The organism is Providencia sp. PROV252, assembly GCF_033676005.1.
Taxonomy (GTDB): Bacteria; Pseudomonadota; Gammaproteobacteria; order Enterobacterales; family Enterobacteriaceae; genus Providencia; species Providencia vermicola.
Genome location: NZ_CP096294.1, coordinates 2338351 through 2352843, shown reverse-complemented (window position 1 = coordinate 2352843; position 14493 = coordinate 2338351). Strand labels below are relative to the sequence as shown.

General features: G+C 39.7%; 15 protein-coding genes. 12 read left to right on the top strand and 3 right to left on the bottom strand.

Features of this window, described 5'->3' with window-relative positions:
- Nucleotides 1-124 precede the first annotated feature (124 nt).
- The 7 genes from M1F05_RS10775 (at nucleotide 125) to M1F05_RS10745 (ending at nucleotide 6696) form a co-directional block, all read left to right on the top strand.
- The gene (locus M1F05_RS10775) at nucleotides 125-607 is read left to right on the top strand and encodes a GAF domain-containing protein (protein WP_206086167.1); all 483 of its coding nucleotides are present in this window, start codon (nucleotides 125-127) and stop codon (nucleotides 605-607) included.
- A gap of 110 nt (nucleotides 608-717) precedes the next feature.
- A complete protein-coding gene (gene proQ / locus M1F05_RS10770) occupies nucleotides 718-1407 on the top strand; it encodes an RNA chaperone ProQ (RefSeq protein WP_206086166.1) in 690 nt (229 codons plus the stop codon).
- A gap of 19 nt (nucleotides 1408-1426) precedes the next feature.
- A complete protein-coding gene (gene prc, locus M1F05_RS10765) occupies nucleotides 1427-3469 on the top strand; it encodes a carboxy terminal-processing peptidase (RefSeq protein ID WP_206086165.1) in 2043 nt (680 codons plus the stop codon).
- A gap of 245 nt (nucleotides 3470-3714) precedes the next feature.
- Nucleotides 3715-4416: a cell envelope biogenesis protein TolA gene (locus M1F05_RS10760; RefSeq protein ID WP_206086164.1), complete on the top strand. Its 702-nt coding sequence runs from the start codon at nucleotides 3715-3717 to the stop codon at nucleotides 4414-4416.
- A 420-nt stretch (nucleotides 4417-4836) separates the two neighbouring features.
- A complete protein-coding gene (gene htpX / locus M1F05_RS10755) occupies nucleotides 4837-5718 on the top strand; it encodes a protease HtpX (protein WP_206086163.1) in 882 nt (293 codons plus the stop codon).
- Between the two features lie 221 nt (nucleotides 5719-5939).
- Complete coding sequence (locus tag M1F05_RS10750) at nucleotides 5940-6248, top strand: hypothetical protein (protein WP_206086162.1); 309 nt, start codon at nucleotides 5940-5942, stop codon at nucleotides 6246-6248.
- 169 nt (nucleotides 6249-6417) lie between these two features.
- Nucleotides 6418-6696 (top strand): hypothetical protein, encoded by a 279-nt coding sequence (locus M1F05_RS10745; protein ID WP_206086161.1) that lies wholly within the window; start codon nucleotides 6418-6420, stop codon nucleotides 6694-6696.
- A 173-nt stretch (nucleotides 6697-6869) separates the two neighbouring features.
- On the opposite strand, the gene M1F05_RS10740 is transcribed toward M1F05_RS10745, so the two are convergent.
- Nucleotides 6870-7091: a DUF2594 family protein gene (locus tag M1F05_RS10740; protein WP_206086160.1), complete on the bottom strand. Its 222-nt coding sequence runs from the start codon at nucleotides 7089-7091 to the stop codon at nucleotides 6870-6872.
- Between the two features lie 382 nt (nucleotides 7092-7473).
- On the opposite strand from M1F05_RS10740, the gene M1F05_RS10735 reads away from it, so the two are divergent.
- From M1F05_RS10735 to M1F05_RS10725, 3 genes are all read left to right on the top strand, one after another.
- Nucleotides 7474-8673, top strand: a complete 1200-nt coding sequence (locus M1F05_RS10735) for a sugar transporter (RefSeq protein WP_206086159.1) — start codon at nucleotides 7474-7476, stop codon at nucleotides 8671-8673.
- A gap of 112 nt (nucleotides 8674-8785) precedes the next feature.
- The gene (locus M1F05_RS10730) at nucleotides 8786-9118 is read left to right on the top strand and encodes a DMT family transporter (RefSeq protein ID WP_206086158.1); all 333 of its coding nucleotides are present in this window, start codon (nucleotides 8786-8788) and stop codon (nucleotides 9116-9118) included.
- Nucleotides 9119-9161: 43 nt separating this feature from the next.
- Complete coding sequence (locus tag M1F05_RS10725; RefSeq protein ID WP_206086157.1) at nucleotides 9162-9461, top strand: DUF333 domain-containing protein; 300 nt, start codon at nucleotides 9162-9164, stop codon at nucleotides 9459-9461.
- Nucleotides 9462-9533: 72 nt separating this feature from the next.
- Here the strand turns inward: M1F05_RS10725 and dsbB are convergent, their stop codons facing one another.
- Both dsbB and nhaB read right to left on the bottom strand, forming a co-directional pair.
- Nucleotides 9534-10055: a disulfide bond formation protein DsbB gene (gene dsbB, locus M1F05_RS10720; RefSeq protein ID WP_206086156.1), complete on the bottom strand. Its 522-nt coding sequence runs from the start codon at nucleotides 10053-10055 to the stop codon at nucleotides 9534-9536.
- 157 nt (nucleotides 10056-10212) lie between these two features.
- Entirely contained in the window at nucleotides 10213-11760 is a 1548-nt protein-coding gene (gene nhaB, locus M1F05_RS10715; protein ID WP_318825844.1) for a sodium/proton antiporter NhaB, read from the bottom strand.
- 220 nt (nucleotides 11761-11980) lie between these two features.
- On the opposite strand from nhaB, the gene fadR reads away from it, so the two are divergent.
- Both fadR and M1F05_RS10705 read left to right on the top strand, forming a co-directional pair.
- Nucleotides 11981-12697, top strand: coding sequence for a fatty acid metabolism transcriptional regulator FadR (gene fadR / locus M1F05_RS10710; RefSeq protein ID WP_047756875.1), 717 nt, complete (start codon nucleotides 11981-11983; stop codon nucleotides 12695-12697).
- A 491-nt stretch (nucleotides 12698-13188) separates the two neighbouring features.
- A complete protein-coding gene (locus M1F05_RS10705) occupies nucleotides 13189-14490 on the top strand; it encodes a D-amino acid dehydrogenase (RefSeq protein WP_206086154.1) in 1302 nt (433 codons plus the stop codon).
- The last annotated feature ends 3 nt before the right edge of the window (nucleotides 14491-14493 follow it).

Below are 14493 nucleotides of genomic sequence, written 5' to 3'. Positions count from 1 at the left end.
TTTTAGGGTTTCGCCTAGATGTAATCTAGTGTAAAAAAATTTACCTCAAAGTGACAACTTGGTAACCTTAGCATTACTCTTGCATATGTGTATTTTAATTACTTGATTATTACTAGAAATAATTATGGATAAAAAGAAGTATTATCTCGAACTTTCAGATAATCTCTCTGCATTATTGGCGGGAGAATATGATTTAATTGCGACCTTGGCAAATACCAGTGCGTTATTATATGAACGTTTAGATGGTGTGAACTGGGCTGGCTTTTACTTGAGCAATGGGCAAGAGCTTGTTTTAGGCCCATTCCAAGGAAAAGTCGCATGTGTTCGAATTCCATTTGGTAAAGGGGTCTGTGGTACGGCATTTAGTGAAAACCAAGTTCAGCGTGTTGAAGATGTTCATGCTTTTCCTGGTCATATCGCTTGTGACGCGGCAAGTAATGCTGAAATTGTCTTTCCGCTGGTAGTAAATGGACAAAATATCGGGGTTTTAGATATTGATAGCCCAAATATTAGCCAATTCGACCAAGAAGATGAAAAAGGGTTACAACACCTTGTAAACCAGTTGTGTCAGCATCTGGCAATGTGTTCTATGCCAAAATATTACTAAATATTGGGCTGTAAAATTAATAGTAACGTGGCAATTGTCAGCAACACGATTATAATGTCGGCTTGTTCATGCCCGTGAGGTTGGCAAAATCGTTGTTATCAGGAAATTTCATGGAAAATCAACCTAAGTTGAATAGTAGTAAAGAAGTTATCGCATTTTTAGCAGAGCGTTTTCCACGCTGTTTTATCGCTGAAGGCGAAGCACGTCCGTTAAAAGTCGGAATTTTTCAAGATATCGTAGGGTGCTTGACGGAAGAAGATGGTATTAGCAAAACGCAATTGCGTTCAGCATTACGCATGTATACTTCTAGCTGGCGCTACCTTTACGGTGTTAAAGAAGGCGCAAAGCGCGTTGACCTAAATGGCGAAGATTGTGGTGAGCTAGATGCAGAGCACATCGCTCATGCTCGCCAACAATTAACTGAGGCGAAAGCACGCGTTCAAGCACAACGTGCTGAACAAAAAGCGCAAAAACGTCCTGTAGCGAAAAAAGCGGGTGAAAAACCAGCACGTAATCCAGAAGCTACTAAAGACAAAGCACCACGTCGTCGCCCATCAGACAATAAAGAACGTCCGCAAAATACATCAGAAAAAACACCCCGTCGTAACAATCCAGCTCCTGAACAAAACCTGAAGTCAGTCACTGATATCAATGCACTTAAAATAGGCCAAACCTTGAAAGTGAAAGTTGGTAGCAGCTTGATGGACGCTTCTGTTCTGGAAATTGCGAAAGACGGTGTGAGAGTTCAATTGCCTACTGGACTGGCAATGATTGTACGCGCGGAACATTTAAAGTTCTGATACGGAGGTCAATCAGGTCATGAACAAACTTCTTAAAGTTGCACTTGTCGTTAGTCTGGCGACTTTCGGCAGTGCAATTGCTAATACACAAGCAGTGGCTCCTGTCACTGCTGCTCAGTTACCTGTCTTAAAACAGAGCGCACAGCATGGCACCGTCAGTGAAAGAGTAACCTCACGGTTTACACGTTCACATTACCGCCAATTTGATTTAGACAATGCGTTTTCTGGGAAAATATTTGACCGTTATCTCAATATGTTAGATTTCGGTCACAATGTTTTACTTCAATCCGATGTTGACCAATATGCCAAAGATAAAGGGAAAGTGGGGCAATGGCTTGAAGATGGCAAATTAGATGCGTTTTATGACCTGTATAACCTGTCTCAGGAAAGACGTTTCGAACGTTTTAAATATGCATTAGCACGTTTAGAACAACCAATTGATTTAAATGCGACAGATTCGATTGAAGTTGACCGTTCAAAATCACCTTGGCCTAAAGACAAGCAAGAGCTTGACCGTCTTTGGGATCAAAAAGTACGTTATGATTGGTTAAACCTAAAGCTTTCAGGCAAAGATGACAAAGAAATCAAAGAGAAACTCACTAAGCGTTATAATTTTGCGTTACGCCGTTTAACTCAAGCGCAAAGTGAAGATGTCTTTCAATTGATAGTGAACTCATTTGCGCGTGAAATCGATCCGCACACCAGTTATCTTTCGCCTCGTAATACTGAGCAATTTAATTCTGAAATGAGCTTATCATTAGAAGGAATTGGTGCCGTTTTACAGCAAGATGACGAAAACACGGTTATCAACTCACTGGTTGCAGGCGGCCCTGCAGCTAAAAGTAAAGAGTTGAAAGTTGGTGATAAAATCATCGGCGTTGGTCAAACAGGTAAACCGATTGTCGATGTTGTTGGTTGGCGTCTTGATGATGTTGTTGCATTGATCAAAGGGCCAAAAGGAAGTCAGGTTCGTTTGGAAGTCGTTTCTGATACTAAAGGGGCGAAGCCACATATCGTTACTATAGTGAGGGAGCAGATCCGACTGGAGGATCGTGCAGTAAAACTGACGATTAAACAGCAAGGTAAAGATAAAGTTGCTGTTCTGGATATTCCTGGTTTTTACGTGGGCTTAACCAATGATGTAAAAACCCAACTGCAAAACATGGCGAAAGATAATGTTTCTGCACTAATTATTGACCTTCGTGGTAATGGTGGTGGAGCATTAACCGAAGCGGTTTCATTATCGGGTTTATTTATTCCAAAAGGGCCAATTGTTCAAGTACGCGATAACAATGGCCAAGTGCGCCAAGATGTTGATGACGATGATGTCATCTATTATAAAGGTCCTTTGGTTGTTTTAGTTGATCGGTTTAGTGCATCAGCGTCTGAAATTTTTGCAGCTGCGATGCAGGATTATGGTCGTGCTTTAATTGTGGGCGAACCAACTTTTGGTAAAGGTACTGTTCAGCAACACCGTAGCTTAAGCCGTGTTTATGACCAAATGCTAAAACCTGAATGGCCATCATTAGGTTCTGTTCAATATACTATTCAAAAATTTTATCGTGTTAATGGTGGTAGTACGCAACGTGAGGGCGTTACCCCTGATGTTGTGATGCCAACGGGGCAAGATCCTGCTGAAACGGGGGAAAGCTTTGAAGATAATGCGCTGCCATGGGATAGCATTCCTGCTGCGAACTATAGCAAAGTAGGGGATATTTCACCTGATTTATCAGCCATTAAAACTAAGCACCTCGATAGAATTAGTCAGGATCGTGAATTCAATTATATCGATGAAGATATCGCTCGCTATAAAGTAAATAAAGAAAGTAAGAATCTGATTTCATTGAATTATGCAGAGCGTAAGAAAGAAGATGATGAAATTGAGGCGACGAAACTAAAACGAATAAATGAGCGTAATACGAAAGAAGGTAAGCCATTACTGAAGAAATTGGAAGACCTACCAAAAGATTACGAAGCGCCAGACCCATACTTGGACGAAACAGTGAAGATGGCGGTTGATTTGTCAAAACAAAACACCAAATTGCTATCAGGTAATCAGTAGTTCGAAATACATTCAAAACCTATCCAACCTGCAGTCAAACCTAATCGGTTTGTCAGCAGTCTGAAGCCAGCGTAAGCTGGCTTTTTTTATACTAAAATTGATAATCTCAGACTTATCATTATTCATTTTACGTCACAACGAAAATATTTTTGAAGTTAACTTAATGCTCTAACGATAGAATTCTTTACCTTTGCTTAATTTATCCTAAACTTTTGTTGTAGCTCTTTTAAACATGAGGCAATACCATGCGTAAATTACTTTTAGGATTAATGGCTGTTAGTGTCATGATGGTTTCTGTGGTCAATACCGCGAATGCAAGAAATTACCCTTGCTCGGGCAGTAAAGGCGGGATAGATCGCTGCGAAGATGGTAAGTTTATTTGTAATGATGGTTCAACAAGTCGCTCAGAGCAAGTGTGTACCATTGAATTAAAAAACGACATTAACAGCAAGGCGGGTATTGCTGGTGGTGTAATTGGAGCAGGAGTCGCAAAACAATCCAGCAAACCTTCTGTGTCTGATTCAATCAAATCAACAGGGGATAAAACAAGCAAAACAGCCAGTGAAAAAGCAACAAAAGCTTCGGATAAAGCCACTGATGTAGCGAAAACGGTGAAAGAGAAAGCCTCAAAAACGGCTGACAAAGAGGTGGTGAAGGAAACAAAAGAAAAAGCCTCCAAGGCGGTTGATAAAGAGTCTGCAAAAGTGGTGAAAGAAAAAGCATCAAAAGCGACAGATAAAAAAGATGCAGTAAAAGAAACAAAAGAAAAAGCAAGTAAATCTGCGGATAAAGAAAAATCAAAAGTAGTAAAAGAAAAAGCGACTAAGGCTACTGATAAAGAGCCTGCTAAGGCTGCTAAAGAAAAAGCAACCAAAGCCGCGGATAAAGAATCCGCTAAAGCAGCAAAAGAAAAAGCGGCAAAAGTTGCTAAAGAGAAAGCGAATTAAGGCACGAGTTTTTTTGCTGTTAACCTATCATTATATTGTGATAATAATGCCACGCTGCGTGGCATTATTTTTTCGTAAGCGAAACCTTAACTATTGTTTATCAGGCTAAGAAATTCATCAAAAGAGCCGATAAATACATTATTAAGATTCATATCCCTCAAAAATTAGCTTCCTCGATTCAACTAAAAATAAGTTTAAATTGAAATGGCTATGAATTGACCCTTTTAAAACAAATAGTTAAAATTTGAACTCTTAATAAACAGAGAGGTAGGTAGAGCGCTTGCCCTTTTTTTAGTCTCGCTGTGTAAAGTTATGTTATTTTTTACTGTTTTCGTGTTAATTGACTTGAAATAGTGTGAAAAAACCTTATTTATAAAGTAAATTCTACGTGATCTTAGTTTTTACCAAGGAATACAAAAAATGATGAGAATTGCTTTATTCTTGCTCACAAACTTAGCGGTTATGTTTGTGTTTGGAATAATATTGAGTTTAACAGGCATTCGCGGAAGTAGCGTTCAAGGCTTGTTGATTATGGCGGGCTTATTTGGTTTTGGTGGCGCTTTTATTTCATTGCTGATGTCTAAGTGGATGGCTCTGAAATCGGTAGGTGGTGAAGTTATTGAAAACCCACGTAACCAAACTGAACAGTGGTTAATGACAACGGTTCAGCGCCAAGCCCAGCAAGTGGGGATTCAAATGCCACAAGTGGCTATTTACCATGCGCCAGATATCAATGCTTTTGCAACAGGGGCACGTCGTGATGCTTCATTGGTTGCAGTGAGCACAGGGCTACTTGAAAACATGAGTCGCGACGAAGCGGAAGCGGTTATTGCCCATGAAATCAGTCATATCGCCAATGGTGATATGGTGACAATGACCTTGTTACAAGGTGTTGTGAATACTTTCGTTATTTTTATATCCCGTATCATTGCTCAATTAGCTGCAGGTTTTATGTCAAACAATGATAACGAAAGTGAAAGTAGCAACGGTAATCCAATGGTCTATTTTGCGGTTTCTATGGTACTGGAAATTGTATTCGGTATTTTAGCAAGCATTATCACCATGTGGTTCTCTCGTTATCGCGAATTCCACGCTGATGCTGGCTCTGCAAAATTAGTGGGACGTGAAAAAATGATTGCGGCACTGCAAAGACTGAAAACCAGTTATGAGCCGCAAGAAGAAGGGCGTTTGATGGCATTTTGTATTAATGGTCGTGGTAAAGCATTCAGTGAATTATTCCTGTCTCACCCTCCGTTAGATAAACGAATTGAAGCACTTCGCTCAGGCGAATATTTAAAATAGTATGGAAAGCCACTTCAAATGAAGTGGCTTGAGGTTGTTGACAAAGCAGGATAAAAGCGTGGTTTTCCTGCTTTGTGTTATCAGCCAAAAATTAATGAATTGATTTTTCTCGTTTATTTTCAAAACCAATCCAACCTGCAGCCAAATCTAATCGGTTTGTCAGCAGTTTGAAGCCACTTCAAATGAAGTGGCTTTTTTATATAATATTCATAGGGACAGTTATGAAACTTTCACACAGTGTCAGTGGCGCCTTGAGAACGTTCGCCTATTTTATGACTAGTGGTAGCCACTATATGTTAAATGGTGTTGATTATGTTGAATTGTGTGTAGATGAACCGAGTTTAGTTGAACAAGTGTATGCTATTTTAATCAATACATTGGAGCTTGATGAAAAGGGTGATGTAATTAATTTCAAACACGCGCAAAAGCGTGCGACAGACTATATTCGTTGGTATGTAGACCATTCATATGTTATTGACCCGCCATATGAGGATTGGGAGACTGAGTTGCATTGTATGCCAACAAATTAGAATATAAACGCCTAAAACATCGCTCCAAACTGACTCGATATTTATTCTTAATTACGTAAAAATAGGCATTTATTTTCTAAGAGTCTTCAATATATTCCTGATAATAAGCTATATTAACTCTAGTTATAGGGTAATCTTACCTATGTTCAATTTCATATGGGAGTTAAGCATGGACATACTGGTTAAAACAATACTTTTTGGTAATTCATTTCAAACGGCATCTAACCCTGCACGGCTAGTCCCCATTAAATTTGAAATTTATAAAGCAGATCAAGGGTTTTACCATCGGATATATAAAGAGGTGGGGATGTCTGGTGCAAACCTTGGACAGGTATTTCGAGTTTGGGCTTTTGAAGAGCAAAAAAGTTGGGGTAAGCAAACGGAGAATACAACATTAGAGGAATATGCTAATTATTGTAATGACTTATATACACAAGCAGGGCAATAATTGAGGAAAAAAAGCCCCCTTCATAGGGTTTTGAAGGGGGAGCTAAATGAATAAAGAATGGTTTAATTCGTCAATAAAGATAGATGATTTTGATAACAAAAACTTAGTTATTTGTGCAGTTAATCCATTCTTGAATACGTTTATGCTTTAAATCGCATTTATCGCTAAATAATCTATTGGCGATAACCTGTTTTAATTTGTTCTAAGATATTTGTATAGGTTTCAGCCTGTTTTTCGTCTTCCATTTGAGCAACTTCGCGCTGCATTTTGATCAAAATCTTACCTGCATCTGCTTGGCCAATTGCTTTAAGCATATGTGTAACCAAATTTTTTAGGCATGTCACTTCATCTGCAAGTGCATGGACATCTGGTTCGGTAGGAAAATGCGTTTTCATTAAGTCGATCCTTTAAGATAAAAAGTAATTTGATGGATTGTAGCATAGAAAAAATAATATGTGCTTTCAGATAAATAAGATGTATGTAATCGAAGATAAAACACTCAAATAATGATGTGTTTGTTTGATTTTGCCTAGTTAGGTTTTTAAGAAGGGCTAATTGCAGGAATATGTATTTTAAATTGATTACCAATACTGATAGCAAGCTTTAAAATAGCTAAATAGTTGTGATACAATTCACAAAAATACGGTAGTTTTGAGCAATAAAACACCGTTTAATCGTTCAGTTTAGTTCTAAACATATATTTCCCATGTGCCATCATCATAAGTCGGTAACCGATTTGTGTAATTAGCTTATGGAAAACTGAAGGCAAAATAAATAATGACACAAGTATCAAGAAGAACCGCTTGGATCCGTGTTTTAGCGCTGGCGGTTGCTGCATTTGTTTTTAATACAACGGAGTTTGTCCCTGTTGCATTATTAAGTGACATTGCAGCGAGTTTTGGCATGACGGTGGCGCATACAGGGCTGATGATCACCATTTATGCATGGGTAGTGGCACTCATGTCATTACCGTTAATGTTATTAACCAGTAAAATAGAACGGCGTAAGCTACTGGGATTCTTGTTTGTTATTTTTATTATCAGTCATCTTGTTTCAGGTTTTGCGTGGAACTTTGATGTTTTGATCGTGGGGCGCATTGGCGTTGCTTTGTCTCATGCTGTGTTTTGGTCGATTACGGCATCTTTAGCTATTCGTGTAGCTCCTGCGGGCAAAAAAGCGCAGGCATTAGGCTTATTAGCGACAGGCACTGCGTTAGCGACGGTTTTAGGCTTACCAATCGGCCGTGTTATCGGGCAGTTTTTAGGCTGGCGAGTGACATTTTTGTGTATCGGGGTCGTGGCATTATTTACGATGATTGCACTTATTCGTTTCTTACCACGCTTGCCAAGTGAACATTCAGGTTCTTTGAAAAGCCTTCCAGTTTTATTCAAGCGACCTGCATTAGTCGGAATGTTCGCGCTCACGGTATTAGTGGTGACTGCACACTTCGCTGCTTACAGTTATATTGAGCCATTTGTTCGCGATGTAGCCCATCAGAGCCAAAATTTTGCCACTGTCTTGCTGCTGATTTTTGGTGCTGCGGGTATTATTGGTAGCGTCATCTTTAGCCGTTATAGCACAAAACTTTCATTAATATTCTTACCTTCAGCAATAGCCTTAATGACGCTATGTCTGTTGTTGCTGTTGCCTATGGGAGGCAATGTCTGGTCACTCATTATATTGTCCGTGTTCTGGGGAATTGCGATGATGTGTATTAGCTTAGGTATGCAGGTTAAAGTGATTGATTTAGCACCAGATGCAACAGACTTAGCGATGGCTATCTTCTCTGGAATTTTTAACATCGGTATCGGTGGTGGGGCGTTACTGGGTAATCAAGTGATTGTACATATGGGGATGACTCAAATTGGTTATGTGGGGGCTATAATTGGTGTCATGTCGCTTATTTGGTGCCTCTATTTGTTTAAACGTTATAGCCAAACATTAACGGATAAGCTGGCACCTGCTGAACAACATTAACATTCTCAACAATAGACAGTTAAATAAGCTCTGTATTACCTTTATTGGATACAGGGCTTTTTCTGGTTTATCGCTATAATTTATTTTTTTAATACAACAATAAGGTTTATCAATGAAAGGTCTAAGTTTTCTCTTGATGTCGATTCTTGCAGAAGTGATTGCAACGACCACATTAAAAGCTTCTGAGGGTTTTAGCCGTTTCTGGCCGTCTTTAATTGTGATTATTGGCTATGGGGTATCTTTCTGGGGCTTATCGCAGGTAGTGAAAGTGATGCCATTGGGGATTGCCTATGCTATCTGGTCTGGGCTAGGGATTGTGTTAGTTTCTGTTGCTGCAATTTTTATTTATCACCAAAAACTCGATTTACCTGCAATTATTGGTATGCTATTAATTATTATTGGTGTTTTAGTCATCAATTTATTTTCAAAAAGTAGCACACACTAGTGCAAGGCAAGGGGTTACAACGGCTTGATGGGAGATAAACAGCATGGGGCGTAAGGTCAGCCAGTTATTAAAACCTGTGATGACAGTTGTTGTGGCAGTTGTAATGTCAGTGATGTTATCGGCTTGTGGAAGCTCAGAAGTGAATAAAACCGTTGATAACTCTGCAACTCAGTATGCAAAGCAAGTGGTTAATTTAGGGCCAGGGATCCAGGAAGCCTGCGTTTCTGCAGGAGGATTACCTGCCTTAACACTTGAACTAAATGGTGATGAAACGGCGGTTTGCCAATTTGCAAATGGCAAACGTTGTGCTGCCAATGTTATCCAAAGTGGTGCGTGTATTTAATATTTATTTTTGGCTTCACAAAAGAAAAGCCCCTTTAATCAGGGGCTTTTTACGTTTTCAATTCATTTATGGTTAAACCGATTTTTTAGCGGGGAAAAATTGGCTAATTAACACAATAATAGCCACTAAAATATAAGCGGCAAAAATACCAATTAACCACTGCGGCATATCAAGGCCTAAAAATGCCCACTGTCTAACCGCGCAGTCACCCGTTGCTTCAAACATCGCAGGAACCCACTCTTGCAGTGGCAACCAATCAGGGAAGTTGACAAAGAAATCACAAGAAGCAAATGGCGAAGGGTAAAGTTGCAGCATGGTATGTTCCCATGCAAGGTCTAAACCGCGCCATGCGGCGTAAATCCACACAGCGATGGCTACCCAACGAATGACAATATTTCTCGGTGCGATAGCACCAATTAAACCTGCAAACATAACGCCCAGTAATGCAACGCGTTCATAAATACACATTACGCAGGGTTGAAGCTTCATAACATGTTGAAAATATAATGCCGCACACTCTAACATAAAGGCTGTAAAGGCCATCAATAGCCATGCGCCTCGTCCTTGTGAGCAGTAGTTAAAAAATCGGAACATACTTGAGATATCCTAATTGAGTGATGCGCACATTTTGCCCCTATCGGCCTGATAAAAAAAGCGCCTAAAGCAAAATAAATGCCATTTCGAGTTAGGTTTTACCTAACATTACAATCAGGCGCTGATAAAAGCGCCTGATTGAGGTTGAGTATAATCCCTATCCAAATGTAATCAAACCGATGGACGCCATCCAATGCGTTATCGGTACGAGCCAGTATTCAACACCTAATAAGCCAACAATGGTCATGACAACAGTATAAGGAAGTGCCATCCAAACCATTCGACCATATGATAAACGAATTAATGGTGAGAGTGCGGAAGTTAGTAAGAACAAGAATGCCGCTTGCCCATTTGGTGTTGCTACAGAGGGGAGGTTTGTCCCTGTATTGATAGCCACGGCTAAAAACTGGTATTGCTCAGGTGAAACGAGTCCTTCTTTTGCAGCCTTCATTGCTTCAGTGATATACACAGTGCCCACAAAGACGTTATCTGATACTGCGGATAATAAGCCGTTAAACAGATAAAATAGCGATAACTGGGACGATTCGGACGACTGTAAGACAAACTGAATGAATGGCGTGAAGAGTTGTTGATCAATAATAACGGCGACAATACTGAAAAACACGGTTAATAGTGCCGTGAATGGAAGGGCTTCTTCGAAAGCTTTGCCTAGAGCGTGTTCTTCAGTGATACCACAAAATGCAGTCGCTAACACAATCACGGATAAACCGATTAACCCAACTTCTGCTAAATGGAAGGCCAAAGCAACAATTAGCCATATCCCAATTAGCCCCTGTACCCACAGTTGGGCTTGTTCTTTTTTCGTCCGTTTCGCCGTCATTTTTTTATCATGATCGGTTAAAATTTGGCGAACACTGTCTGGAAGTTCTACACCGTAACCAAATAGTTTGAACTTTTCTACAAGAAAACAAACAATTAGCCCACAGAGGAAAACAGGAATAGTGACAGGTGCCATACGAATATAAAAGGTAATGAAATCCCAGTCAACATGCTTTGCGATGATTAAGTTTTGAGGTTCACCAACCATGGTCATCACGCCACCCAGCGCCGTACCAATCCTTGCATGCATCATTAAGCTACGTAAAAAAGCGCGAAATTGCTCTAAGGTTTGTTTTTGCTCACAGCTATTAATAAAACCATCATTTTGCAGGTCAATATCACTGTGCTGATTAGATGCATATTGGTGATAAATAGAATAGAAACCAATTGAAACGCTGATCACGACAGCAATAACGGTTAACGCATCTAAAAAAGCAGATAAAAACGCACTTGCTAAGCAAAAAGCTAATGACAGAATTCGTTTAGAACGGACGTTTATCAGTAATTTGGTGAAAACAAATAACAACAGCTGCTTCATAAAGTAGATACCAGCCACCATGAAGATCAACAGTAAAATGACTTCAAGATTATTGCTGATTTCATGAGAAATCTGCGCAGGGCTGGTCATGCCAATCAGTACAGCCTCGATAGCGAGTAGGCCTCCAGGTTGTAAGGGATAGCATTTTAATGCCATTGCTAATGTAAATATAAATTCAATAACCAATAGCCATCCTGCGATGAATGGGCTGGCGAAATAGAAAACAATTGGGTTGATGACCAGGAATATAATAATGGCAAGTTTGTACCAATCAGGTGAGTTCCCCAGAAAGTTTTTCAAAAATGCGCTTTTTAAACTAAAATCCATTATGGTTTGTTATCCTCTTATTGGATGTTTTGTCTCGTTCCACAACATACTACTCTTATCTTTTAAGGATTTTAAGTCTATTTGCTAATTGATAATGTATGAATTATATGGAAATTCTATGATTTGCTTCACTCTTTATTTTGAGTCTAACTATATCAGAAGACGACAATCTGGTATGATTTCCTCAATATCCGTTTAAAAGGTTTGGAATAATAAAAATATGGTTATTAAAGCTCAAAGCCCGGCAGGTTTTGCGGAAGAGTACATTATTGAAAGTATATGGAACAACCGTTTTCCACCAGGTTCAATCTTGCCCGCTGAGCGCGAACTGTCTGAGTTAATTGGTGTGACACGCACCACTCTACGTGAGGTGTTACAACGCTTGGCTCGTGATGGTTGGTTAACCATCCAACATGGTAAGCCAACTAAGGTGAATAACTATTGGGAGACTTCTGGCTTAAATATTTTAGAAACATTAGCTCGATTAGATCACGATAGAGTTCCACAACTGATTGATAATTTGCTGGCAGTGCGGACAAATATTGCTGCAATTTTTATTCGTACGGCTTTTCGTAACAATCCTGAAAAGTCCTTAGAGGTATTAGCTGGCAGAGAAAAAGTGGAAGACAATTCAGATGCCTTTAGCGATTTGGATTATAACATTTTCCGTGGCCTCGCTTTTGCTTCAGGTAACCCAATTTATGGGCTAATTATTAATGGGTTAAGAGGGTTATATACCCGTGTTGGTCGGTATTATTTTTCTAACCCTGAAGCGAGACGCTTAGCGTTGAGTTTCTATCAGCAATTAAGCCATCTGTGTCGTGAGCAAGCCTATGACCGTATCATGGAATGTGTGCGTAATTACGGTAAGGAAAGTGGCCTGATTTGGCATTCTATGCAAGGTAATATGCCATCTGACTTAGCTCATATCCGTTAAGCATCATCAAATTTTTATGATTCAAGCCAGCATTCAACGATGGATGCTGGCTTTTTTATTTTGTGAGTCATTCCTAAATCTCTGGTTTTATCGTTCTTACAGAGAATGCGCGATATAACAGTCGTTACAAAGCGTTAATTAAAATAATAAGCTGTAAAAGTTGCTATTTAAAATATATTAAGTTTCAAGGTTGGCGTTTGTTAGGAGTGAGTGCAAGCAATAGTAAGTTCTGGTTATTTGATAGATTCTACTGAAAAATATTGCTTTCAGCTATAAAATTGTTTCTTATTTTAAGTAAGGTGTTGATATTTAAAATTTAATTTAATCGCCTCTTTTTTATGCGTTAGAATAAAAATCTATTTTGTAAATACATTGTGACAATAATCGAATTTTTTATCTGAATTGTTAAAAGTGTTAATTCACTACATTGGCAAATGAATACTAGAATATTATTCTAATGAGTAAGTCATCATTTTGCGGCTGAGGATCTTATGAAAATTCTAGTGTTAGGTGCAGGTGTTATTGGTGTGACAACAGCATGGTATTTGGCGCAAGAAGGCCATGAAGTTATTGTTGTGGATAGGCAACATGATGTTGCTGAAGAAACTAGTGCAGGTAATGCAGGGCAAGTTTCACCTGGATATGCTACGCCATGGGGGGCACCAGGTATTCCATTGAAAGCGGTAAAATGGATGTTTGAAAAGCATGCACCACTGGCTATTCGTCCAGATGGGTCGTTATTTCAACTACGTTGGATGTGGCAAATGCTCAAAAACTGTGATATTCAGCATTACACAATGAACAAAAGCCGCATGGTGCGTATTGCTGAATATAGCCGTGATTGTATGCGTGAGCTTAGAAATGACATTGGTATTCACTATGAGGAACGCCAAGGGGGGACACTGCAACTGTTTCGTACGGCTAAGCAATTTGATAATGCCGCGAATGATATTGCCGTGCTGCAACAAGAGGGAGTGCCTTATGAGCTATTAACCTCTGATGAATTGATCACAGCAGAGCCAGCACTCGAATTTGTGAAGCACAAATTAACGGGGGGATTGCGTTTACCAAATGATGAAACAGGGGATTGTCAGCAATTCACCAAGAAGCTCGCTAAAATGGCGAAGGATGCAGGGGTAAAATTCCAATTTGGCGTGCAAGTGGAGCAAATTATAACAGAAGGTCAACGTGTGAGTGGTGTGCGTATTGATGGTCAGATCCTGCAAGCCGATAGATATGTGGTTGCGATGGGGTCTTATTCTACCTCAATACTCCAAAATCTGGTTAAAATCCCAGTCTATCCGCTTAAAGGTTACTCGTTGACGATGCCAATTATTGACGCCCAAAGAGCGCCAACTTCCACCATTTTAGATGAAACCTATAAAATTGCAGTCACTCGTTTTGATGAACGCATACGTGTTGGTGGTATGGCAGAAGTGGTCGGTTTTAATTTAAATATCCTGAAAAAACGCTGTGAAACACTGAAAATGGTGGTACAAGACTTGTACCAAGGTGGTGGCGATATCGCACAAGCACAATTTTGGACAGGGCTCAGACCAATGACGCCAGATGGTACGCCAATTGTAGGGCCAACAGCGTATAGCAATTTATACTTGAATACGGGCCACGGCACACTGGGCTGGACGATGGCATGTGGAGCAGGGAAATTGCTGTCAGATTTAATTTCAGGAAATACACCCGATATTGCTTCTGATGATTTGTCAGTATCACGGTATTTAGATGGATTTAATACGAAATTAGTGGCTGGTGGGCATTTAAACCCCGCACGTTAATTC